Raw genomic sequence first — 21,797 nt, 5'->3', positions numbered from 1 at the left:
CGGAGGACACCATGAGCACCACCCCCCTGGCCGACCTCTCGGCCGCCGGCGTCTCCATCTGGCTCGACGACCTCTCCCGTCAGCGGATCATGAGCGGCAACCTCAAGACGCTGATCGAGCAGAAGCACGTCGTCGGGGTCACCTCGAACCCGTCGATCTTCCAGAACGCCCTGGCCGACGCCAGTTACTACGCCGAGCAGCTCGACGACCTCGCCCGCCGCGGCGCCGACGTCGACGAGGCGGTCCGCGAGATCACCACCGACGACGTCCGGCACGCGTGCGACATCTTCCGCGGGGTCTGGACGGAGACCGGCGGCAAGGACGGTCGGGTCTCCCTCGAGGTCGACCCGCGCAACGCCCACAAGACCGACGCCACCGTCGACGAGGCCGTCGACCTGTGGAAGACGGTCGACCGCCCCAACCTGATGATCAAGATCCCGGCGACGCCCGAGGGCATCCCGGCGATCACGCGGACGCTCGCCGAGGGCATCAGCGTGAACGTCACGCTGATCTTCTCGGTCGACCGCTACCGCGCCGTCATGGACGCCTTCCTCGCCGGGATGGAGCAGGCCAAGGCCAACGGCCACGACATCTCGGGCATGGCCTCGGTCGCCTCGTTCTTCGTCTCGCGCGTGGACAGCGAGGTCGACAAGCGGCTCGAGAAGATCGGCACCGACGCGGCGCTCGCGCTGCGGGGCACGGCCGCCGTCGCGAACGCCCGCCTCGCCTACCAGGCCTACCTGGACGTGTTCGGCACCGAGCGGTGGGCGACGCTGCAGGGGGCGGGCGCCAACCCGCAGCGCCCGCTCTGGGCCTCCACCGGCGTCAAGAACAAGGCCTACCCGGACACGATGTACGTGACCGAGCTGGTCGCCCCGAACACGGTCAACACCATGCCCGAGGCCACCCTCGAGGCGTTCGCCGACCACGGCGAGCTGCACGGGGACGCGGTGTCGGGCACGGCGGACGCCGCGGCCGAGGTCTTCGCCGCGCTCTCCGAGGTGGGCATCGACGTCGACGACGTCTACCAGGTCCTCGAGGACGAGGGCGTCCAGAAGTTCGACGACGCCTGGAAGGAGCTGCTCGAGACCGTGTCCGAGCAGCTGACGCGGCGCAGCCCGGAGCAGGCGTGAGCGCGGCGGGAGACGGAGCGCAGCGGAGCTCGACCCATGGAGCGGGGGGCAGCGGCGTCTCGGTCTCCCTGGTCGACCCGCAGCTGGCCGACGCCGCCGCGGCGCTCGTCGAGAAGCTCGTCGGCGACGCCGTGCCGTCGGCCCTGGCCCGCCAGGACCCCACGCTGTGGGGGCCGGACGCGCAGAGCGAGGCGTCCAAGCGCCTGAGCTGGGTGTCGCTGCACGAGACGTCGCGCCCGCTGGTCGAGCGGCTCTCCGCCCTGCGCGGTGACCTGCACGCCGAGGGCGTCGACCGGGTGGTCCTCGCCGGCATGGGCGGCTCGTCGCTCGCCCCCGAGGTCATCTGCCACACCCGCTCCGGCTCCGCGGTCGGGGGCGCGCACCCGATCACGGTGCTCGACACCACCGACCCCGGCCAGGTCTCCGACGCGCTCGCCGGGGACCTGTCGCGCACGGTGCTGGTGGTGAGCTCGAAGTCCGGCGGCACCGTCGAGACCGACAGCCAGCGGCGCACGTTCACCCAGGTCTTCGAGGCCAACGGCATCGACGCGGCGAGCCGCATGGTCGTCGTGACCGACCCGGGCACGAAGCTCGAGCAGCTCGCCTCCGAGCTGGGCTACCGCGCCACGATCGAGGCCGACCCCGAGGTGGGCGGGCGCTACTCGGCGCTCACCGCGTTCGGGCTCGTGCCGTCCGCGCTCGCCGGGGTCGACGTCGGGCAGCTGCTCGACGAGGCCGCGGCCGCGGCGCCCGCGCTGCAGGCCGACAGCGCCGACAACCCGGCGGTCCTGCTCGGTGCGGCGCTGGCCGCCGCCCACAACGCGGGCGCCGAGAAGGTCGTGCTGGCCGACTCCGGCTCCGGCCTGATCGGCTTCGGTGACTGGGCCGAGCAGCTGATCGCGGAGTCGACGGGCAAGCAGGGCCTCGGGCTGCTGCCCGTCGTCGTCGAGTCGCCCGAGGCCCCGGGCTTCGCCGACCACGGCAGCGACGCGACCGTGGTGACGATCGGGCCCGCCGTCGGGAACGCCCAGATCGCGGCCGAGGGCACCCTCGGCGGCCAGTTCCTGCTGTGGGAGACGGCCATCGCGCTGGCCGGGCGGCTCATCGGGATCAACCCGTTCGACCAGCCCGACGTCGAGTCGGCCAAGCAGGCCACGCGTGACCTGCTCGCGGCGGCCGGCTCCGGCTCGGGCCCGGCGCAGGACGAGCCCCCGGTGCTCGTCGAGGGACCCGTCGAGGTGCGCGGCGGGGACTGGCTCGGCTCGCCGGGCACGCTCGCCCAGGCCCTGCAGGCGCTGATCGACGCCGCGCCCGACCACGGCTACGTCGCCGTGCAGGCCTATCTCGACCGGCTCGACGACGCCTCGGCCGGGGTGCTGCGCCCCGAGGTCGCGGAGCGGACCCACCTGCAGACGACGTTCGGCTGGGGTCCGCGCTTCCTGCACTCCACCGGGCAGTACCACAAGGGCGGCCACCAGAACGGCGTGTTCCTGCAGATCACGGGTTCGGTGGCCGACGACCTGGCCATCCCCGACCAGCCCTTCACGTTCGGCCAGCTCCAGCACGCCCAGGCGGCGGGCGACGCCCAGGTCCTCACCGACCACGGGCGTCCCGTGCTGCGCGTGCACCTGGCCGACCGGGCGGCCGGGTTGGTGGCCCTCGCGAACGCGGTCACGGAGGTGACGCGGTGAGCCGTGACGGCTCCCCGACCGACGGCTGGAACAACCCCCTGCGCGACCCGCGGGACAAGCGGCTGCCACGCATCGCCGGCCCGAGCGGGCTGGTGCTGTTCGGCGTGACCGGCGACCTCGCGCGCAAGAAGCTCATGCCGGCGATCTACGACCTGGCGAACCGGGGCCTGCTGCCGCCGGGCTTCGCGCTGGTCGGGTTCGCCCGGCGGGACTGGGCGGACGAGGACTTCGCCGAGGTGGTGCACGACGCGGTGCGCGAGCACGCGCGGACGCCGTTCCGCTCGGAGGTGTGGGACCGGCTCGCCGAGGGCCTGCGCTTCGTGCAGGGCACCTTCGACGACGACGACGCGTTCGACACGCTCGCCGCGTGCGTGCACGAGCTCGACGAGAGCCGCGGCACCAACGGCAACCACGCGTTCTACCTCTCCATCCCGCCGGACGCGTTCCCGACGGTGTGCAAGCAGCTCTCCCGGTCGGGCCTCGCGGACTCCACGGAGGACGCCTGGCGCCGGGTGGTCATCGAGAAGCCGTTCGGGCACGACCTTGCCTCCGCGCGGGAGCTCAACGAGATCGTCAACGACGTCTTCCCCGAGGAGTCGGTGTTCCGCATCGATCACTACCTCGGCAAGGAGACGGTGCAGAACCTGCTGGCGCTGCGCTTCGCCAACGAGCTGTTCGAGCCGATCTGGAACTCCCACCATGTCGACCACGTGCAGATCACGATGGCCGAGGACATCGGGGTGGGCGGCCGGGCCGGCTACTACGACGGCATCGGCGCGGCCCGCGACGTCATCCAGAACCACCTGCTGCAGCTGCTCGCGCTCACCGCGATGGAGGAGCCGCTGTCGTTCTCCCCGCACGACCTGCGCGAGGAGAAGATCAAGGTCCTCTCGGCGACGAAGCTCGCCGAGCCGCTGGACGAGACCACCGCCCGCGGGCAGTACACCGCCGGGTGGCAGGGCTCGACCGAGGTCAAGGGCCTGCAGCAGGAGGAGGGCTTCCCGCCGGACTCGGTCACCGAGACCTACGCGGCCATCACCTGCACCGTCGACACCCGCCGCTGGGCCGGGGTGCCGTTCTACCTGCGCACCGGCAAGCGGCTCGGGCGCCGCGTCACCGAGATCGCGGTGGTGTTCAAGCGCGCCCCGCACCTGCCGTTCGACCAGACGATGACCGAGGAGCTCGGTCAGAACGCGCTGGTCGTGCGGGTGCAGCCCGACGAGGGCGTGACGCTGCGGTTCGGCTCCAAGGTCCCCGGGTCGGGGATGGAGGTCCGCGATGTGACGATGGACTTCGGGTACGGCACCGCGTTCACCGAGGCCTCCCCCGAGGCCTACGAGCGCCTGCTGCTCGACGTCCTGCTCGGCGAGCCGTCGCTCTTCCCCACCAACACCGAGGTCGAGCTGTCCTGGCGGATCCTCGATCCCGTGATCGAGAAGTGGCACCGCGAGGGCTCCCCCGACGCCTACCCGGCGGGTACCTGGGGCCCGAAGTCCGCCGACGAGATGCTCTCGCGCACCGGCCGCGTCTGGAGGCGTCCGTAGATGATCGTCGACCTCCCGTCGACCGACACGTCGGCGGTCAACCGCAAGATGGTGGAGCTGCGCGAGAGCGCGGGCGCGGTGGCGCTGGGCCGGGTGCTCACGCTCGTCATCTCCACCGAGGACGGGTCCGGCGCCGAGAGCGCCATCCAGGCCGCCAACGACGCCTCGCGCGAGCATCCGTGCCGCGTGCTCGTGCTCGCGCGGGGTCAGCGGCGGGCGGCCTCCCGGCTCGACGCCCAGATCCGCATCGGCGGCGACGCCGGCGCGAGCGAGGTCATCGTGCTGCGGATGTACGGGCCGCTCTCCGACCAGGGCGGCAGCATCATCGTGCCGCTGCTGCTCCCCGACGCCCCGATCGTCACGTGGTGGCCCGGCGAGCCGCCGGCCGCGCCGGCCGAGGACCCGATCGGGTCGGTCGCCGGGCGGCGGATCACCGACGTGTCCACCACGCGCTCGCCGTCGAAGACCCTCGCCAAGGTCGGCGGGAACTACCGGCCCGGCGACACCGACCTCGCCTGGACCCGCGTCACCTCCTGGCGGGGCCTGCTCGCCGCGGCGCTCGACGAGCCGCCGCACGAGGACGTCACCCGCATCGAGGTGTCCGGCGAGGCGGACTCCGCCTCGGCGGACCTGCTGGCCGGATGGCTCTCGTCCCGGCTCGGGGCGCCCGTCGAGGTCACCGTCGCCGACGTGCCGGGTGGTGGCATCGGCTCGGTGCGCCTCGAGCGTCCCTCCGGGCCGGTGGAGCTCCGCCGCATCGACAGCAAGACCGCCCGCCTCTCCCAGCCCGGTCAGCCGACCCGTCGCGTGGCGCTGGCGCGCCGCACGGTGCGGGAGTGCCTGGCCGAGGAGCTGCGGCGCCTCGACCCGGACGAGATCTTCCGCGAGGCGCTCGAGAACGTGCCGCGGTCGCACGGCAGGCGGTCGTCGCGTGCGAAGGTGAAGGCATGAGCACCGGCGGACGGGTCGTGGCGGGCCGCGAGGTGGTCGTGCACGACGACGAGCAGGAGGTCGCGGCCGACGGCGCCGCGCGGCTGGTGGCCGCGCTCGCGCAGGCGCAGGCCGCGCGCGGGGTCGCGTCGGTGGTGCTCACCGGCGGCGGCATCGGCATCGCGATGCTGCGCGCCGTCGCCACCACGGCGGGCCGGGACCAGGTGGACTGGTCGCGGGTCGACGTCTTCTGGGGTGACGAGCGCTTCGTGCCGGCCGGGGACCCCGAGCGCAACGACGCCCAGGCCCGGGAGGCCCTGCTCGACTCGCTGCCGCTCGACCCCGCCCGGGTGCACCCGATGGCGTCCTCGTCCCCGGGGCACGCCGCGCAGGACGCGGGGGACGTCGAGCTGCACGGCACGGCCGACCCCGACCAGGGCGCCGAGGCCTACGCACAGGTCCTGACGGCGGCCGCCGCGCGGCTCGGCGAGGCCCCCGGGGTGCCCGGGGTGCCGGCGTTCGACGTGCTCCTCGCCGGGTGCGGGCCCGAGGGCCACACGCTCTCGGTCTTCCCCCACTCCCCCGCCGTGCACGCCACCGCGGCCGGCGTGGTGGCGGTCCGGGACTGCCCGAAGCCGCCACCGACGCGCATCACGCTGACCCTCGCCGCGTCGCGGGCCGCCCGCGACGTCTGGCTCCTCGCGACGGGCTCCGCCAAGGCCGAGGCGCTGGGCCGGGCCGCGCGGGGAGCGAGCGAGGTCGAGGTCCCGCTCGCCGGGCTCGCCGGGTCCGAGCACACGCTGTGGCTGCTGGACCGCGAGGCCGCGTCGCAGCTCTGACCCCCGGTCCGCCGTCCTCGGCGGGCAGCTGTAGGAGTCCACTCGGGACCGGCCGGCCGGTTGTCGAGCCGGCCGAGTGGGCCCTCAGGGCTCCCCGAACAGCCGTGGGCGCCCACTCGGGATAGGTGGCCCGGCCCAGTGGGCCCTCACGGCTCCCCCGACAGCCGTGGGAGCCCACTCGGCATCGCCGGCCCGGCCCAGTGGACCCACACGGCTCCCTCGACAACCTTGGGAGCCCGCTCGGCACCGGCGGCCCGGCCCAGTGGACCCTCACGGCTCCCCGGGCAGCCGTGGGAGCCCACTCGGCGCCGGCACCGAACCTCAGCCCCTGACGCGCGGCCGAGCGCCGGCGCGCTCGCGCTCCCAGGGGCGCAGCGCCCGGTCGTGGGCGTCCCACAGGTGCCGGTGGGCGGCCACGCGCCGGCCGAACGCGGCCAGCAGCCGGAGGTCGGCCGCCGGGGTGTGCGCGTACTGCGGTCCCCGCGGGCGGGCCGGATCGCGCGGATCGGGCCCGCTGTCGAAGCGGGTGTCGGCGCCGTAGCGGGCGACCGCGAGGACGGCGAGGACGACGAGGGCTCCGAGCACGGTGAGCATGGTGGTTCTCCTCCGGTGGCAGGTTCTGGGTCTACAGTGGCCCCCAGTGGCAGGTGGCGACACCGCCAGTGGCAGCCGAGTGGCAGGAACAGTGGCAGAAGTGGCAGGCGCACCATGGAGCAGCAGCTGAACGGGTCGGCCTTCGTGCGCCACCTCGGGGACCTCTCGGCCGACGGGCGGGCCGGGTACGCGGCGCTGGCGGACCGGGTGCGCACGCTGCTCTCCGACGGCCGCCTCGCCGTCGGGACCCGCGTCCCCAGCGAGCGCGAGCTCGCCGCCGCGCTCGGCATCGGGCGGGGCACGGTGGCCGCCGCCTACGACGACCTGCGCGGCAGCGGGCACCTCGCGCGGCGACGCGGTTCGGGCACCTGGACGGCGCTGCCGGGCGAGGGCTCGTCGTCGACCCCCGTCGTCCCCTTCGCGCCCACCAGCGCCAGCCCCTCGGGGATCGCCTCGGACGTCATCGACCTCGCCCACGCCGCCCCCGCGGCGCCCGCCGACGCGATGGCCGAGGCCGGACAGGAGGCCCTCGCCGAGCTGCCGGGCCACCTCGTCGGGCCCGGGTACGACCTGCTCGGCCTGCCCGTCCTGCGCGGGCTCGTCGCGGACCGGCTCACCGCGCAGGGCCTGCCGACCACGCCGGACGAGGTGATGGTGACAGCGGGCTCCCAGCACGCCCACGCGCTCGTCGTGCGCGCCCTGGTCCGGCCCGGGGACCGGGTGCTGCTCGAGCAGCCCACCTACCCCAACGCGATCGACCTGGTCCGCCACGCCTCGGCGCGCCCGGTACCGATGGCCCTCGACCGCGACGCCGCCGGGCGGGCCCGCTGGGACGTCGCCGCGTTCGCCGCGGGACTGCGGGAGTCGTCCCCGGCGCTGGCCTACCTCGTCCCCGACCACCACAACCCCACCGGCGGCGTGATGGACGCCGAGGCCCGGGGCGGCGTCGCCGCGGCCGCCCGCCGCCACGGGGTGCCGCTGGTGGTCGACGACTGCCTGCGCGACCTGTGGCTCGACGACCCCGTGCCGCCGCCGCTCGGGTCCTGGGCGACGGTGCCCGGCGAGGCGCCGGTGCTGACCCTCGGGTCCCTCTCCAAGTCGGTGTGGGGTGGCGTGCGGATCGGCTGGCTGCGCGGGCCGCGGGCGGTGCTGCGCCGGGTCGCCACCAGCCGGGCCTCCGACGACATCGCCTCGCCGGTGCTCGAGCAGCTCGTGGCGGCGGCCCTGCTGCGCCGGCTCGACGACCTGCTGCCCGAACGCCGCGCGGTCATGGCCGCGCGCCGCGACCACCTGCTCACCGCGCTCGCGCGCGCCCTGCCCGACTGGCACGCCCCGCGGCCGGGCGGCGGGCTCAGCCTGTGGGTCGACCTCGGCGCGCCCCGCTCGAGCGTGCTCGTCGAGGCGGCCGCACGGCACGGGCTGCACCTCGCGGCGGGGCCGCGGTTCGGCACCGGCGGCGCGTTCGAGGGGTTCCTGCGGGTGCCCTACACCCACCCCGTCGACGTGCTCGACGACGCCGTGGCCCGCCTCGCCACCGCGTGGGAGACGCTCGGGGTCGGTGCTCCGGCGATGCTCGCGCCCGTCGTCTGACCTGGTCACCGCGTCCCACCTCCGTCACCGAGGCCTCCATCCTCCGAAGCCGGAGGGCTGGACTCCATGGCGGAACCACGGTCATAGTGGCCAGGTGACTGCAGTTCGCGAAGCCGGGACGGCCCACGGCCTGGAGAACGACAAGGGCCTCCTGGACGACGTCAACCGGGCCATCCTGCGGGCCCTCGCCGACGACCCGCGGGCGTCGATGAGCGCGCTCGCCCGCCGCGTCGGGATGTCCGCGCCCGCGGTGACCGAGCGGGTGCAGCGTCTCGAGCGCGCGGGGGTGATCCGCGGCTACCGGCTCGACATCGACCCGGCGGCCGTCGGCTTCCCGATCGGTGCCTGGGTCCGGGTGCGGCCCGCGCTCGGGCAGGGCAAGGCGGTGGAGCAGCTCGTCGCGCGCCAGCCCGAGGTCGTCGAGGCGCACCGCATCACCGGGGAGGACTGCCTGCTCGTCCGCATCCAGGTGCGCGACGTGGCCGACCTCGACCGCGTGCTCGAGCTCTGGATCGACCGGGGCTCGACGGTCACCTCGGTGATCAAGACGTCACTGGTGGAGCCCCGGCCGGTCGGCATCGCGGGCTGACGCGGGGGCGCAGACCCGGGCGAGGAAGGCGAGCACGCGGGCCGTGGCGTCGCGGTTCGCCGCGGCCTGGGCGGCCCGCTCGCCCCCGAGCGCGATGCCGCCGGTCCAGGGCGCGTCGGTGGGCAGCGTCCCGAGCCGCGTCAGGTGCCCCGCGCCGGGGTGGATGACGAGTTCGTCGTCGGGCCGCCACCGCCGGTCGGCCAGCTCCCGGGCCATGGGACCGCCGGGCCAGACGGCGTCGTCGTCGCCGGCGATCAGCAGCACCGGCGCCGCCACCCGCCCGGCGTCGATCGCGCCCGGTCCGTCTGCCGCGAGGCCGGCGGCGTAGGCGGGCCGCAGCCGCAGCAGGCTCGGCCGGTGGGCGCGCTCGTCGGCGCCGAGCCGCCACGCGTTGCGGACGATCTGGGGCATGAGCGCCCCGGCGGGCAGCGGTCGCCACGGGACCGGCCGGCCGCCCGTCGTCCACGACCCGGTTCCGGGGACCTCGCCGTCACCGCCCACGGCCTGCCACGCCACGCTGCTCGGGCTGAGCAGCACCACCCCGGCCGGCGCGGGCGTCGCGGGCTGCGCGCACGCGGCGAGGAGGCCCTCGGCGCCGCGGGAGATGCCCGTCGCGACGATCCGCGCGGCGTCGACGTCGGCGTGGGCGGCGAGGGCGGTGATCGCGGTGGTGAAGCGCTCCAGGGGCACGTGGGCGACGACGACCTCGCCGTCGGGCCCGGCCTCGACCCAGGTCGCGGCGAGCGCGGCATACCCGTGCGAGGCGTACAGGAGCGCGGACCCGATCTGCGACTCGTGGCCGCCCTCGGAGCCCCCGAAACAGACCACGCCCGGCCACCCGCCGGCCGGGGGCGGGCCCGCGGGCAGGGCGAGGAGCCCCGGGCGGCCCTCCACCGGGAACGGCTGCGTCCGCACGTCGGGGTCCGCGGCCCGCCGCCGCACCACGACGCCACCGGACGGGCCGTCGGCGACGGCGGCGCGCACCGTCACCAGCCACGGGTCGGGAGGCACGAACAGGTCGGGCACCTCCCCGGTCGCGGCGAACCGCATCGCCCACAGCGCCGCGTCGGGGTCGGCGCCGTCCCAGTCACCGGCCACCGGGGCGGTCACCGCGGCGTCCACGGCGCCGTCCGCGCCCGCGACGAGGTCCGCGACGGACCGCCAGGGCCGGCCGGCGAGGTCGACGCCCTCGGTCGTGACCCGGACGGTCGCGCCGGCCGCGGCACCCCGGACCACCAGCGCGAACGGTTCGTCGTGGCGGGAGTCCGCCGGGGCCTCGACGACGAGCCCTGACGCGGCCGGCGGCACCGGCACAGGCTGGGTCGCGGGCGGCGGGTCGTGGGCGGTGCGCGCGTCCACGGCCGCCGTCGCGCGGTCGAACCACGGCGGGAAGAGCCCGCTGACCAGGCCGGCGAGCCCGAGCAGCACGAACGGCACCACCCAGTAGCAGACGACCGAGAGCGGGTCCCCCGCGTCGCGCAGGGTCGCGTCGCCGTCGAGGAGCGGGGGGACCGCGGAGACCACCGTCATCGCGGCGAACGCCCCGACCCACAGCCACGTCATCGCCGTCGTCACGACCCGGAAGCCGTCGGAGCGGGCGGTCGCCGCGTCGACCGACGCCACGGCGTAGTCCCGGACGAACGGATGCCCGGCGAGGACCCCGACGAGCGCGACCAGCAGCAGTCCGGCGTTGCCCAGCGGCTGCAGCCAGCGCGCGAGCAGGGCGTCCGGCACGACGAAGGCGGCCACCGCGAGCAGCGCGAACACCCCGACGTTGCCGAGGTCGAACGCCGTCGGGCGGGTGCCCCGCGCGGCGCCGACCGCGACACCGAGCGCGGCCACCCCGAGCGCGGCGAGCACCGCGACCCGGAACGGCGCGTTGCCGACGAGGACCCAGTAGAGGATCCACGGGACGAAGCCCAGGACGACGGCCACCGACCCACCCCTCGGCGCCGGGGACGACGACGGCGCGCTCCGGATGCTGCGTCGTCCGGCGGCACCCGCACCAGGGCGGTCGGCGCAGGTGCCCTCGGACGGGTGATCCAGGGCTCCTCGGGCCAGGGCTCCCCGGGCCAGGGCTCCTCGGGCTAGGGCTCGTCGGGCAAGGTCCCGGCCAGGTGGTCGGAGTAGGCCGAGAGGTCGAGCAGGCCGTGGCCGCAGTAGTTGAAGAGGATGACCCGGTCCTCGCCCTTGGCGGTCGCGTCGTTCGCCTCGGCGATGACCGACGCGATCCCGTGGCCCGCCTCCGGCGCGGGAAGCTTCCCCTCGACGCGGGCGAACAGCACGTTGGCCTCGAAGACCGTGCGCTGGCGGTGCGCGACCGCCTCCATGCGGCCCTCGTGGACCAGCTTGGAGATGATCGGCGAGTCGCCGTGGTAGCGCAGCCCGCCGGCGTGGATGCCGGGCGGCATGAAGTCGTGGCCCAGCGTGTACATGTTCATCAGCGGCGTGAGACCGGCGGTGTCGCCGAAGTCGTACTCGTAGGTGCCCTGGGTCAGCGTCGGGCACGAGGCGGGCTCGGCCGCGAGCAGGCGCACCGTCGGGTCGGGCAGGAACGGCAGGGCCACCCCGCCGAGGTTCGAGCCGCCGCCGCACGGCGCGATGACGACGTCGGGCCGGGTCTCGCCGGCGAGCGCGAGCTGCTGCTGGGCCTCGAGCCCGATGACGGTCTGGTGCAGCAGCACGTGGTTGAGCACCGAGCCGAGGGCGTAGTGGGTGTCCTCCCGCCCGACGGCGTCACGCACCGCGTCGGAGATCGCGGCGCCGAGGGAGCCGGCGTTGTCCGGGTCGTCGATGGGGGACGCGACGACGCTGCCGCCCCACGTCTCCATGATCACCTTGCGGTAGGGCTTCTGCTCGAAGCTCTTGCGGACCATGTAGACCGCGCACTCGAGGTCGTACTGCGCGCACGCGAACGCCAGCGCGGTCCCCCACTGGCCGGCGCCGGTCTCCGTGGCGAGGCGGGTGATCCCCTCGCGGGCGTTGTAGAACGCCTGCGGGACCGCGGAGTTCGGCTTGTGGGACCCGGCGGGCGAGACGGACTCGTCCTTGAAGTAGATCCTCGCCGTCGTGCCCAGCGCCTGCTCCAGGCGACGGGCGCGGATCAGCGGCGTGGGGCGCCACAGGCGCAGCACGTCGAGGACCTCGCCCGGGATGTCGATCCACGGGTCCGCCGACATCTCCTGGCCGATGAGCTCGGCCGCGAAGAGCGGGGCGAGGTCGTCGGGGCCCACGGGCTCGCGCGTCGCCGGGTGCAACGGCGGGTCGAGCGGGCTCGCGAGGTGCGGAGCGACGTTGAACCAGGCGGTCGGGATGTCGGCCTGGCTCAGGGAGAAGCGGGTGTCGGCGGTTCCCCGCGGATCGGTCGGTGCGGCCACGGCGACACCTTGTCACCCGGGCGGCCGCGTGGGAACGCTCAGTTCTCGCCGCGGCGGGCCCGGAGCTTGGCGAGGGCCTCCTCGAGGAGCGCCTCGCCGTCGGCGTCCGAGCGGCGCTCCTTCACGTAGGCCAGGTGCGTCTTGTACGGCTCGGTGCGCCGCGCCGGCGGCGGGTTCTTCATGTCGGTGTTCGCGGGCAGGCCGCAGCGCGGGCAGTCCCAGGTGGTGGGGAGCTCGGCGTCGTGGGCGAACGACGGAGTGGTCTCGTGGCCGTTCGAGCACCAGAACGAGACCACGATGCGGGCCGCGCTCTCCCCGCGCTCGGACTCGCCCATCGGGCCTGATCCGACTCGGGTTCCCCGGATCGCGTTGCCAGTGGCCATGTCGGTGCTACCTCCGCATCGTCAGGCCCGGCGCGGCGGTCCGGGCCGGCCGTCAACCCTCGATCTTGATGAGCAGGCCCGTCCCGACGATCGCGATCAGCCAGATCGCGCCGACGAACAGGGTGAGGCGGTCGAGGTTCTTCTCGACCACGCTGGAGCCCGCGAGGCTCGACTGCACCCCGCCGCCGAACAGCGACGAGAGACCACCGCCCCGTCCGCGGTGCAACAGCACCAGCAGCACCAGCAGCACGCTGGAGACGATGAGCAGGATGTCGAGGAACAGTCGCATCTCGGGCTCCGTGACCTCCGTATTCCGTGCCCCGCGGCTCTCCGGCCTGCGGGGCGGGCGTCCATGCGTCACACTACCCGGCGCTCCCGGCGGGAGGGCCCCGGGTCACACCCTGGCGGGCGCGGGCCTCGTCGGACTCAACGATCACCCGCGCCGCAGGTCACTCCCGGGTGACGACGGATCTCCGGCTCGGTGGAAGCGAAGCGTCCCTATCGGCGTGCTCGTCTTGATCGCGTGCAGATCCAGTGGCAGAAAAGCCCCATTGTCGGCTGCCAGCCGGCCGGGACCTGGAACGAGCGAAGGGCCCCCTCGCTCGATCTAGTCGCGCGAAGGGGCCCCTCGGTCAGCACACGAGCAGGGCCCTACAGCGGCCCGCCCGCCGCGAGCGCGCACAGCTCCGCGAACCCCTCGGGGTCGAGCGACGCCCCGCCCACCAGGGCGCCGTCGATGTCGGCCTCCCCGACGAGCTCCTTGACGTTGTTCGACTTCACCGACCCGCCGTAGAGGATCCGCACGGCCTCGGCCACCGCGGGCCCGTGGACCTCGCGCAGCCGCTCGCGCAGCGCGTGGCAGACCTCCTGCGCGTCCTGCGTGGTCGCGGTCTTCCCGGTGCCGATGGCCCACACCGGCTCGTAGGCGACGACGACCTTCGCGACGTCGTCGGCGGAGAGCCCGGCGAGCGAGCCGTCGAGCTGCCCGGTGCAGTGCCCGACGTGGGCGCCGGCCTCCCGGACGTCCTCCCCCTCGCCGAGGCACAGGATCGCCGTCAGCCCGTTCCTCAGGGCGGCCGACACCTTCCGCGCGACCAGCGCGTCGTCCTCGCCGTGGATCGTGCGCCGCTCGGAGTGCCCGGCGATGACGTAGGTGCACCCGAGCTTCGCGAGCATCGCCCCCGAGACGTCCCCGGTGAACGCGCCCGACTCCTCCGGCGAGAGGTCCTGCCCGCCGTAGGTGATGGGCATCGAGTCGGCGTCGATCACCGTCTGCACGCTGCGCAGGTCGGTGAACGGGGGGCACACGGCGACGTCGACGTGGTCGTAGTACTTGCTCGGCAGCGCGAAGTAGAGCTTCTGGACGACCCCGATGGCCTCGAGGTGGTTCAGGTTCATCTTCCAGTTGCCGGCGATGAGCGGCTTGCGCGCCACTAGGCCTCCTCGAGAACGGCGATGCCGGGAAGTTCCTTGCCCTCGAGGAACTCCAACGACGCTCCCCCGCCCGTGGAGATGTGGCCGAACCGCTCCTCGTCGAGGCCCGCCGCGCGGATCGCCGACGCCGAGTCGCCGCCGCCGATGACGCTGAACGCCGGGCTGTCTGCGACGGCCTCGGCGACCCCGGTGGTGCCGGCCGCGAACGGCGCCAGCTCGAACACGCCCATCGGCCCGTTCCAGAAGACCGTGGCCGCGTCGCCGAGCTTCGACGCGAAGAGCGACACCGTCTCCGGCCCGACGTCGAGGCCCATCCAGCCCTCGGGAATCTCCCCCACCGACACCGTGCGCGTCTCGGCGTCGGCGGAGAACTCCGAGGCCACGACGACGTCGGTCGGCAGCACGAGCGTGTCGGCGTACTTCCCGAGGAGGTCGCGGCACGTCTCGACCTGGTCGGACTCCAGCTTGGAGCCGCCCACGTCGTGACCCTGCGCGGCGAGGAAGGTGAAGCACATCGCGCCGCCGACCAGCAGCGTGTCGACCTTCGGCAGCAGGTTGGTCAGCACGGCGAGCTTGTCGGAGACCTTCGACCCGCCGAGGATCACGACGTACGGCCGGGCCGGGTCGCCGGTCAGGCGCCGCAGCACCTCGGTCTCGCGGGCGACGAGGTCGCCACCGTAGGCCGGGAGCTTGCGGGCGATCTCGACCACCGAGGCCTGCTCGCGGTGCACCACCCCGAAGCCATCGGACACGAACGCCGCGGGCGGCCCGTCGCCGCCGGTGACGAGGTCGACGAGCTCGGTCGCCAGCGCGTCTCGCTCCGCGGGCGTCCCGGTCTCGCGGGCGTCGCAGCGCACGTTGGCCAGCAGGCCGACCCCGCCGGGCAGCAGCGCCCCGGCGATGCTGTGCGCCGACTGCCCCACCACGTCCTCGGCCAGCGAGACCCGCTGGTCGAGCAGCTGGCCCAGCCGGGCCGCCACCGGCGAGAGCGTCGCCTTCGGGTCCCGCCCGAACTGCTCGGTCTCCTTCGGCCGGCCGAGGTGCGCCAGGATCAGCAGCTTCGCGCCGCCGCCGACGAGCTTGGTGATCGTCGGCAGCGCCGCGCGGATGCGGCCGTCGTCGGTGATCGTGTAGCCGTCGAGCGGCACGTTGAAGTCGGCCCGCAGGAGCACGAACCGGTCCTGCACGCCCTCGGCCAGCAGGTCGTCGACGGTCTTCACGAGAGCTTCGAACCCACCAGCGTCGTCAGGTCCACGACGCGGTTCGAGTAGCCCCACTCGTTGTCGTACCAGCCGATGATCTTCACGGTGTTGCCGTTCAGCACCTTCGTCATGCCGGCGTCGAAGGTGCACGACGCGGGCGAGCCGACGATGTCGGTGGAGACGATCGGGTCCTCGGTGTAGACGAGCACGTTCTTCAGCTCGCCCTCGGCGGCCTTCTTGAACGCCTCGTTGACCTGCTCGACGGTGACGTCCTGCTCGAGCGTCGCGGTGAGGTCGGTGACGGAGCCGTCGGGCACCGGCACGCGCATCGCGACGCCGTTGAGCTTGCCCTCGAGCGCGGGCAGCGCCAGGGCGGTCGCCTGGGCCGCACCCGTCGTCGTCGGGATGATATTGACGGCGGCGGCGCGGGCCCGGCGCAGGTCCTTGTGCGGGGCGTCGTGGACGCGCTGGTCGCCGGTGTAGGCGTGCACCGTGGTCATGAAGCCGGTCTGCAGGCCGAACGCGTCGTGCAGCACCTTCGCCATGGGGGCGACGCAGTTCGTGGTGCAGGAGGCGTTGGACAGGATGCTCTGGGTGCCGTCGTAGGACGAGTCGTTGATCCCCATGACGACCGTGAGGTCCTCGCCCTTGGCCGGGGCGGAGATGACGACCTTCTTGGCGCCCGCCTTGAGGTGCTTCCCGGCCGAGTCGGCGTCGGTGAAGATCCCCGAGGACTCGATGACGACGTCGACGCCGAGGTCGCCCCACGGCAGGTTCGCCGGGTCGCGCTCCTCGAGGGCCTTGACGTGCTTGCCGTTGACGATGAGCTCGTCGTCACCCACCTCGACGGTGCCGTCGAACCGGCCCAGCACCGAGTCGTAGCGCAGCAGGTGCGCGAGGGTGGCGTTGTCGGTGATGTCGTTGACCGCGAGCACCTCGATGTCGGCGGTGCCCTCCGCCCGCTGCTTCTCCAGCGCGCGGAACACGTTCCGGCCGATCCGCCCGAAGCCGTTGATCCCGATCTTGATGGTCACAGGGCGCGTCCTTCTCTCGTGGTCTGCTTCGCCGCCGCGGCATCGGGGCTGCGCCTCGTGCAGCCACGTTCCCACCGGCGACGCGACCCTAACGAAGCGGACGTCCCTCGCCGAGGCGACGACGGGTGGTGTGCGGCACCGCTCCCGGCGTCTGGACCGTGACCGTGAGCCGCGTTACTCCCGTCCGGCCGGGACCTCGACCATCTCCTCCATCTCCGCGGTCACGGCGCTGGAGGTGTCGGGGACGCGCATGTCCTTGGCCTTCTTGTCGGCCATCGCGAGCAGGCGGCGGATCCGCCCGGCGACCGCGTCCTTCGTCATCGGCGGGTCGGCGAGCTGGCCGAGCTCCTCGAGGGACGCCTGCTCGTGCTGCACCCGCAGCCGGCCGGCGGTGATGAGGTGGTCGGGCACCTCGTCGCCGAGCAGCTCCAGGGCCCGGTTGACCCGGGCGGACGCGGTCACGGCGGCCTTCACCGACCGGCGCAGGTTGGCGTCGTCGAAGTTGGCCAGGCGGTTCGCGGTCGCGCGGACCTCGCGCCGCATCCGGCGCTCCTCCCACTGCAGCACCGACGAGTGGGCGCCGATGCGGGTGAGGAGCGCACCGATGGCGTCGCCGTCGCGGACCACCACCCGGTCGGCCCCGCGCACCTCCCGCGCCTTCGCGGCCACCCCGAGACGCCGGGCGGCGCCGACCAGCGCCATCGCCGCCTCCATGCCCGGGCAGGTGATCTCCAGCGCCGACGAGCGACCGGGCTCGGTCAGCGAGCCGTGCGCGAGGAACGCGCCGCGCCACGCCGCCTCGGCGTCGCACACGCCGCCGGACACGACCTGCGGTGGCAGCCCGCGCACCGGGCGGCCCCGCGGGTCGAGGAGGCCCGTCTGGCGGGCCAGCGAGTCACCGTCGGTGGCCACCCGCACGACGTACCGCGTGCCCTTGCGCAGGTTGCCCTGGGAGAGCACGTGGACCTCGGGCTGGTGCCCGTACAGCTCGTGGATCTCCCGACGGAGCCGCCGGGCCGCGTTGCCGGTGTCGAGCTCCGCCTCGACGACGACCCGCCCGTTGACGATGTGCAGCCCACCCCCGAAGCGCAGCAGGGCCGACACCTCGGCCCGCCGGCAGCAGGTCTTGGTGACGGACAGCCGACTCAGCTCGTCCTTCACCGCAGCGGTCATGGCCACCGGAGATCCTCCTCCTCGTAGCGTCGCGCGTCGCCGGTCGGGGTGAAGAACACGTCTCCGGCCCCGAAGCGGCGCCGGGCGCCGCTCCCCCACTCGTCGACACGCGCGTCCCACTCGTCCGGTGGAACGCGGTCACGCGAGGCGGCACTGCCCGCCGCCTCGCGCAGTGCCCCGGCCAGGGCCACGGGGTCGTGGCGCGGGGCGCCGCCGGGCTCGCCGACGGCGGTGAACAAGATCTCGGCGCCGAACGCCTCGGCGCCGCGGCGCAGGCGGTCCGGCTCGGGGGTGGCCTCCGGGTCGGCGACCACGAGGTCCAGGCGCAGCCGCGGCGCGTGCTCGGCCAGCGCGTCGAGGTGCTGCTCGGGCGAGAAGCCCGCCGTCTCGCCGGGCTGCGGCGCGAGGTTGAGCACCAGCACCCGGCGCGCCTCGGTCTCGGTCAGCGCCGTGAACAGCTCCGGCACCAGCAGGTGCGGCATCACGCTGGTGAACCACGAGCCGGGCCCCAGGGTGACGACGTCGGCCGTGCGGATCGCCGCCACGGCCTCGGGGCACGCCTTCGGCCGGCGCGGGACGAGGCGCACCTGCCGCACCCGCCCCGGCGTCGTCGCGACGGCCACCTGGCCGCGGATCCGGTGCGCGACGTCGCCGTCGGCGTCGCCGCCGCTCCCGCCCGCGCTCGCCGAGATGCCCAGCCCGGTGACGTCGGCCTCGATGTCGACCGGCACCGGGCTCATCGGCAGCACCCGTCCCCGTAGCCCCAGCAGCCGGCAGGCCTCGTCGAGGGCGGCGACCGGGTCGCCGAGGACGTCGAGCAGGCCGGCCAGCACGAGGTTGCCGACGGCGTGCCCCGCGAGCGCCCCGGTGCCGCCGAAGCGGTGCTCGAAGGCCTTCCGCCACCTCGACGGGTCGGTCGGGCCCGGGTGCTCGCGCTCGGCGAGGGCATCCAGCGCCATCCGCAGGTCCCCGAGCGGCAGGATGTCCAGCTCGCGGCGGATCCGGCCGGACGACCCGCCGTCGTCGCCGACGGTCACCACGGCGGTGACGTCGTCGGTGAGCCGGCGCAGGGCCCGCAGGGTGGCGTGCAGGCCGTGGCCGCCGCCGAGCGCGGTCGCCCGGAACGGCGAGCCGGGGTCCTCCGGGACGGCGGAGCCGTTGGCCCCGTTCGACGGCCGACGGGTCGAGCTCCGCTCCGCTTCGTCTCCCCGTCGACCGGTCGAGCTCCGCTCCGCTTCGTCTCCCCTTCGACCGGCCGAGCTCCGCTCCGCTTCGTCTCCCCCCGTCACTCGCGCCCCACGTCCCGGTGCGACACCGTCACCCGCACCCCGTCCTCGCCGGCCATCCGCCGCGCCAGCTCCTCGGCGATCGCGACGCTGCGGTGCTTGCCGCCGGTGCAGCCGACGGCGACGGTGAGGTAGCGCTTGCCCTCGCGGCGGTACCCGACCCCGACCAGGCGCAGCAGGGCGAGGTAGGCCTCCAGGAACTCCTCGGCGCCCTCCTGGGAGAGCACGTAGTCGCTGACGACGGCCTCGCGCCCGTCGTGCTCGCGCAGCTCGGGGATCCAGTGCGGGTTGGGCAGGAAGCGCACGTCGACGACGAGGTCGGCGTCGGCGGGCAGCCCGTGCTTGTACCCGAACGAGAGCACCGTGACCGTGGAGCCGACCGCGGCGGCGCTCTCGTGGAACGCCTCCTCGACGGCCTTGCGCAGCTCGTGCACCGAGCGGTTCGAGGTGTCGACGACGAGGTCGGCGAGGTCGCGCAGCGGGGCCAGCAGCTCCCGCTCGGCGTCGATGCCGTCGACGAGCCGGCCGTCGCCCTGCAGCGGGTGCGAGCGGCGGTTGGACTCGAAGCGGCGGATGAGCACGGCGTCGTCGGCGTCGAGGAAGACCACCCGCGGGCGGGCGCCCCGGGTGTCGAGCTCCTTGAGCGCGGCGCCCAGGTCGGCGGTGAAGGCCCGGCTGCGGACGTCCATGACGACCGCGATCCGGGTCACCTGCCCCTTCGAACGGGCACCGAGGTCGACGACGGTCTCCAGCAGTTCCGGGGGCAGGTTGTCCACGACGAACCAGCCGAGGTCCTCGAGCACCTTCGCCGCGGTGCTGCGACCCGCCCCGGACACGCCGGTGACGATCGCGACCTCGACGCCCCCCTCCGGCCCCTCGGTCTCGTCGGGTGCGCTCATCCGCGGGCCCCCCGCCTCGCAGCGCTCACGATGCCTCTCCCTGGCTCGTCGTCTCCTCGCCCAGCGCCGCGAGCACCGCTTCGGCGGTGCGCCGGCCGACGCCCGGCACCTCGGTGATCTGTTCGACCGACGCCGCCCGCAGCTTCTTCACCGACCCGAAGTGCTTGAGCAGCGCCGTGCGCCGGGTCTCGCCGAGCCCGGGGACGCCGTCGAGCGCGGACGCCGTCATCCGCGTCGACCGCTTCTGGCGGTGGTAGGTGATCGCGAAGCGGTGGGCCTCGTCGCGCACGCGCTGCAGCAGGTAGAGCGCCTCCGAGGTGCGCGGCAGGATCGCGGGGGCCTCCTCCCCGGGCAGCCACACCTCCTCGAGCCGCTTCGCGAGACCGCACACCGCGACGTCGGTGATCCCGAGCTCCGACAGCACCTCCTGCGCCGCCGCGACCTGCGGCGCCCCGCCGTCGACGACGAGGAGGTTCGGCGCGTACGCGAACTTGCGGGGGCGCCCGGTCGTCGGGTCGATGCCCGGGAGCGGGCCGTCGATCTGCGCCGGGTCGAGCTCGCCCGAGGCCGGCGAGCCATCGGCCGTCTCCCCCGCGCAGGACGTCTCGGTCGGGTCGTGCGCGTCCTCCTCCGCGGTCTCCCGCAGGTAGCGCGCGAACCGTCGGCGGACGACCTCCGCGATCGCCGCGACGTCGCCGCCCTCGGCCCCGCCGCGGATCGCGAACCGCCGGTAGTCCGACTTCTTCGGCAGGCCGTCCTCGAACACCACGAGGCTCGCGACGACGTCGGAGCCCTGGACGTGGCTGACGTCGGTGCACTCGATGCGCAGCGGCGCCGAGTCCAGCTCCAGGTACTCCTGGATCTCCTCGAGGGCGGCGCTGCGGGCGGTGAGGTCCCCGGCGCGCTTGAGCTTGTGCTGGGTGAGCGCCTCCTTGGCGTTGCGCTCGACGGTCTCGGCGAGGGTGCGCTTGTCGCCGCGCTGTGCGACCCGGACGCTGACCCGGCTCCCCCGCAGCCCGGACAGCCACTGCGTCAGCGCCGCGTGGTCCTCGGGCAGTGCGGGGACCAGCACCTCGCGGGGCACCGGCTGCACCGCGTCGTCGGCCGAGCCCGCCAGGGCCGCCTGCTCGCCGTAGAACTGCGAGAGGAACTGCCCCACGAGGACCTGGAGGTCGTCCTCCTCGCCCCGCTCGACCACCCAGCCGCGCTGCCCGCGCACGCGGCCGCCGCGCACGTGGAAGACCTGGACGGCGGCCTCGAGCGGGTCGAGCGCGAAGGCGACGACGTCGGCGTCGGTCCCGTCGCCGAGCACCACCGCCTGCTTCTCGACGACCCGCTTGAGCGCCCCGGCGTCGTCCCGCAGCCGCGCCGCCCGCTCGAAGTCCATGTCGGCCGATGCGGCCTGCATCTCTTTCTCGATGCGGTCGATGAGCTGGTCGGTGTGGCCGGCGAGGAAGTCGCAGAAGTCGTTGACGATCGCGCGGTGCTCCTCGGCGGACACCCGGCCGACGCACGGTGCGGCGCACTTGCCGATGTAGCCGAACATGCACGGCCGGCCGATCTGCCCGTGCCGCTTGAACACGCCGGGCGAGCACACGCGGGCCGGGAACACCCGGGTGAGCAGCTTCAGCGTCTCGCGGATCGCCCAGGCGTGGGCGTAGGGGCCGAAGTACCGGACCCCCTTGCGACGCGGGCCGCGGTAGACCTTGAGCTGCGGGTACTCCTCGTTGAGGGTCACCGCGAGCACCGGGTAGGTCTTGTCGTCGCGGTAGCGGACGTTGAACCGCGGGTCGTACTCCTTGATCCAGTTGTACTCGAGCTGGAGGGCCTCGACCTCGGTGCCGACGACCGTCCACTGCACCGCCGACGCACTCGTCACCATGCGCCGCGTCCGCGGGTGGAGCCCGGCGAGGTCGGCGAAGTAGGAGTTCAGGCGCGAGCGGAGGTTCTTGGCCTTGCCGACGTAGATCACGCGGCCGTCCGCGTCGGAGAACCGGTAGACACCAGGCGCCTCCGGGATGGTTCCCGGGGCGGGGCGGTAGGTACTCGGATCGGCCATGGCGAGGCCCAGCGTAGGCGTGTCCGCTCAGCGTGTCGGC

The 21,797-nt window shown here is 74.4% G+C and carries 19 protein-coding genes; 7 read left to right on the top strand and 12 right to left on the bottom strand.

What is annotated here, in order from left to right; translation table 11 throughout:
- Nucleotides 1-11 precede the first annotated feature (11 nt).
- From tal to pgl, 5 genes are read left to right on the top strand one after another with little or no spacing between them, the layout of a single operon-like run.
- Complete coding sequence (gene tal / locus HH311_RS07855) at nt 12-1,133, top strand: transaldolase (RefSeq protein WP_169183046.1); 1,122 nt, start codon at nt 12-14, stop codon at nt 1,131-1,133.
- Complete coding sequence (locus HH311_RS07850; RefSeq protein WP_169183045.1) at nt 1,130-2,824, top strand: glucose-6-phosphate isomerase; 1,695 nt, start codon at nt 1,130-1,132, stop codon at nt 2,822-2,824. The genes tal and HH311_RS07850 overlap by 4 nt, the downstream gene beginning before the upstream one ends.
- Nucleotides 2,821-4,368 carry a glucose-6-phosphate dehydrogenase gene (gene zwf, locus HH311_RS07845; protein WP_169183044.1) on the top strand — a complete coding sequence of 516 codons (1,548 nt, stop codon included), beginning with the start codon at nt 2,821-2,823 and terminating at the stop codon, nt 4,366-4,368. The genes HH311_RS07850 and zwf overlap by 4 nt, the downstream gene beginning before the upstream one ends.
- Nucleotides 4,369-5,319 (top strand): glucose-6-phosphate dehydrogenase assembly protein OpcA, encoded by a 951-nt coding sequence (locus HH311_RS07840; protein WP_169183043.1) that lies wholly within the window; start codon nt 4,369-4,371, stop codon nt 5,317-5,319.
- Nucleotides 5,316-6,137: a 6-phosphogluconolactonase gene (gene pgl, locus HH311_RS07835; RefSeq protein WP_211189778.1), complete on the top strand. Its 822-nt coding sequence runs from the start codon at nt 5,316-5,318 to the stop codon at nt 6,135-6,137. The genes HH311_RS07840 and pgl overlap by 4 nt, the downstream gene beginning before the upstream one ends.
- A 321-nt stretch (nt 6,138-6,458) precedes the next feature.
- On the opposite strand, the gene HH311_RS07830 is transcribed toward pgl, so the two are convergent.
- Nucleotides 6,459-6,731 carry a hypothetical protein gene (locus HH311_RS07830; RefSeq protein ID WP_169183042.1) on the bottom strand — a complete coding sequence of 91 codons (273 nt, stop codon included), beginning with the start codon at nt 6,729-6,731 and terminating at the stop codon, nt 6,459-6,461.
- Between the two features lie 114 nt (nt 6,732-6,845).
- Here HH311_RS07830 and HH311_RS07825 point away from each other — a divergent pair, with 114 nt between their 5' ends.
- Nucleotides 6,846-8,321 (top strand): PLP-dependent aminotransferase family protein, encoded by a 1,476-nt coding sequence (locus tag HH311_RS07825; RefSeq protein WP_169183041.1) that lies wholly within the window; start codon nt 6,846-6,848, stop codon nt 8,319-8,321.
- Nucleotides 8,322-8,415: 94 nt separating this feature from the next.
- Nucleotides 8,416-8,910, top strand: a complete 495-nt coding sequence (locus HH311_RS07820) for an Lrp/AsnC family transcriptional regulator (RefSeq protein WP_169183040.1) — start codon at nt 8,416-8,418, stop codon at nt 8,908-8,910.
- Here the strand turns inward: HH311_RS07820 and HH311_RS07815 are convergent.
- The 11 genes from HH311_RS07815 to uvrC all read right to left on the bottom strand — a co-directional run bounded on the left by HH311_RS07815 (nt 8,872) and on the right by uvrC (nt 21,757).
- On the bottom strand, nt 8,872-10,845 hold the full coding sequence (locus tag HH311_RS07815; protein ID WP_169183039.1) for an acyl-CoA thioesterase/BAAT N-terminal domain-containing protein: 1,974 nt from the start codon (nt 10,843-10,845) through the stop codon (nt 8,872-8,874). The genes HH311_RS07820 and HH311_RS07815 overlap by 39 nt on opposite strands.
- A gap of 152 nt (nt 10,846-10,997) precedes the next feature.
- The gene (locus HH311_RS07810) at nt 10,998-12,287 is read right to left on the bottom strand and encodes a TrpB-like pyridoxal phosphate-dependent enzyme (protein ID WP_169183038.1); all 1,290 of its coding nucleotides are present in this window, start codon (nt 12,285-12,287) and stop codon (nt 10,998-11,000) included.
- A 38-nt stretch (nt 12,288-12,325) separates the two neighbouring features.
- Nucleotides 12,326-12,670 (bottom strand): RNA polymerase-binding protein RbpA, encoded by a 345-nt coding sequence (locus HH311_RS07805; protein ID WP_169183037.1) that lies wholly within the window; start codon nt 12,668-12,670, stop codon nt 12,326-12,328.
- Between the two features lie 52 nt (nt 12,671-12,722).
- The gene (gene secG / locus HH311_RS07800) at nt 12,723-12,959 is read right to left on the bottom strand and encodes a preprotein translocase subunit SecG (protein WP_169183036.1); all 237 of its coding nucleotides are present in this window, start codon (nt 12,957-12,959) and stop codon (nt 12,723-12,725) included.
- Between the two features lie 362 nt (nt 12,960-13,321).
- Nucleotides 13,322-14,104 carry a triose-phosphate isomerase gene (gene tpiA, locus HH311_RS07795; RefSeq protein WP_169183035.1) on the bottom strand — a complete coding sequence of 261 codons (783 nt, stop codon included), beginning with the start codon at nt 14,102-14,104 and terminating at the stop codon, nt 13,322-13,324.
- Nucleotides 14,104-15,324, bottom strand: a complete 1,221-nt coding sequence (locus HH311_RS07790) for a phosphoglycerate kinase (protein WP_169183034.1) — start codon at nt 15,322-15,324, stop codon at nt 14,104-14,106. Before HH311_RS07790 ends, tpiA begins: the two co-directional genes overlap by 1 nt.
- Entirely contained in the window at nt 15,321-16,340 is a 1,020-nt protein-coding gene (gap, locus tag HH311_RS07785) for a type I glyceraldehyde-3-phosphate dehydrogenase (protein WP_169183033.1), read from the bottom strand. The genes HH311_RS07790 and gap overlap by 4 nt, the downstream gene beginning before the upstream one ends.
- 174 nt (nt 16,341-16,514) lie before the next feature.
- Nucleotides 16,515-17,519 carry a DNA-binding protein WhiA gene (gene whiA / locus HH311_RS07780; RefSeq protein WP_169183032.1) on the bottom strand — a complete coding sequence of 335 codons (1,005 nt, stop codon included), beginning with the start codon at nt 17,517-17,519 and terminating at the stop codon, nt 16,515-16,517.
- The gene (gene yvcK / locus HH311_RS07775) at nt 17,510-18,802 is read right to left on the bottom strand and encodes a uridine diphosphate-N-acetylglucosamine-binding protein YvcK (protein ID WP_312029995.1); all 1,293 of its coding nucleotides are present in this window, start codon (nt 18,800-18,802) and stop codon (nt 17,510-17,512) included. The genes whiA and yvcK overlap by 10 nt, the downstream gene beginning before the upstream one ends.
- Complete coding sequence (rapZ, locus tag HH311_RS07770; RefSeq protein ID WP_169183031.1) at nt 18,799-19,698, bottom strand: RNase adapter RapZ; 900 nt, start codon at nt 19,696-19,698, stop codon at nt 18,799-18,801. The genes yvcK and rapZ overlap by 4 nt, the downstream gene beginning before the upstream one ends.
- A 25-nt stretch (nt 19,699-19,723) precedes the next feature.
- Nucleotides 19,724-21,757 (bottom strand): excinuclease ABC subunit UvrC, encoded by a 2,034-nt coding sequence (uvrC, locus tag HH311_RS07765; RefSeq protein ID WP_169183030.1) that lies wholly within the window; start codon nt 21,755-21,757, stop codon nt 19,724-19,726.
- Nucleotides 21,758-21,797: the final 40 nt, after the last annotated feature.

It is taken from the genome of Actinomycetospora sp. TBRC 11914, from assembly GCF_012933465.1.
Classification (GTDB): domain Bacteria; phylum Actinomycetota; class Actinomycetes; order Mycobacteriales; family Pseudonocardiaceae; genus Actinomycetospora.
Note: the sequence above shows the minus strand (reverse complement) of the source record. Positions and strands in the feature narration are given on the sequence as shown.

Excerpts from the sequence above, each read along its gene's own strand:
- tal (WP_169183046.1), top strand. The coding sequence starts at position 12 with ATGAGCACCACCCCCCTGGCCGACCTCTCGGCCGCCGGCGTCTCCATC.
- HH311_RS07840 (WP_169183043.1), top strand. The coding sequence starts at position 4,369 with ATGATCGTCGACCTCCCGTCGACCGACACGTCGGCGGTCAACCGCAAG.
- pgl (WP_211189778.1), top strand. The coding sequence starts at position 5,316 with ATGAGCACCGGCGGACGGGTCGTGGCGGGCCGCGAGGTGGTCGTGCAC.
- HH311_RS07830 (WP_169183042.1), bottom strand. The coding sequence starts at position 6,731 with ATGCTCACCGTGCTCGGAGCCCTCGTCGTCCTCGCCGTCCTCGCGGTC.
- HH311_RS07825 (WP_169183041.1), top strand. The coding sequence starts at position 6,846 with ATGGAGCAGCAGCTGAACGGGTCGGCCTTCGTGCGCCACCTCGGGGAC.
- HH311_RS07805 (WP_169183037.1), bottom strand. The coding sequence starts at position 12,670 with ATGGCCACTGGCAACGCGATCCGGGGAACCCGAGTCGGATCAGGCCCG.
- secG (WP_169183036.1), bottom strand. The coding sequence starts at position 12,959 with ATGCGACTGTTCCTCGACATCCTGCTCATCGTCTCCAGCGTGCTGCTG.
- rapZ (WP_169183031.1), bottom strand. The coding sequence starts at position 19,698 with ATGAGCGCACCCGACGAGACCGAGGGGCCGGAGGGGGGCGTCGAGGTC.
- uvrC (WP_169183030.1), bottom strand. The coding sequence starts at position 21,757 with ATGGCCGATCCGAGTACCTACCGCCCCGCCCCGGGAACCATCCCGGAG.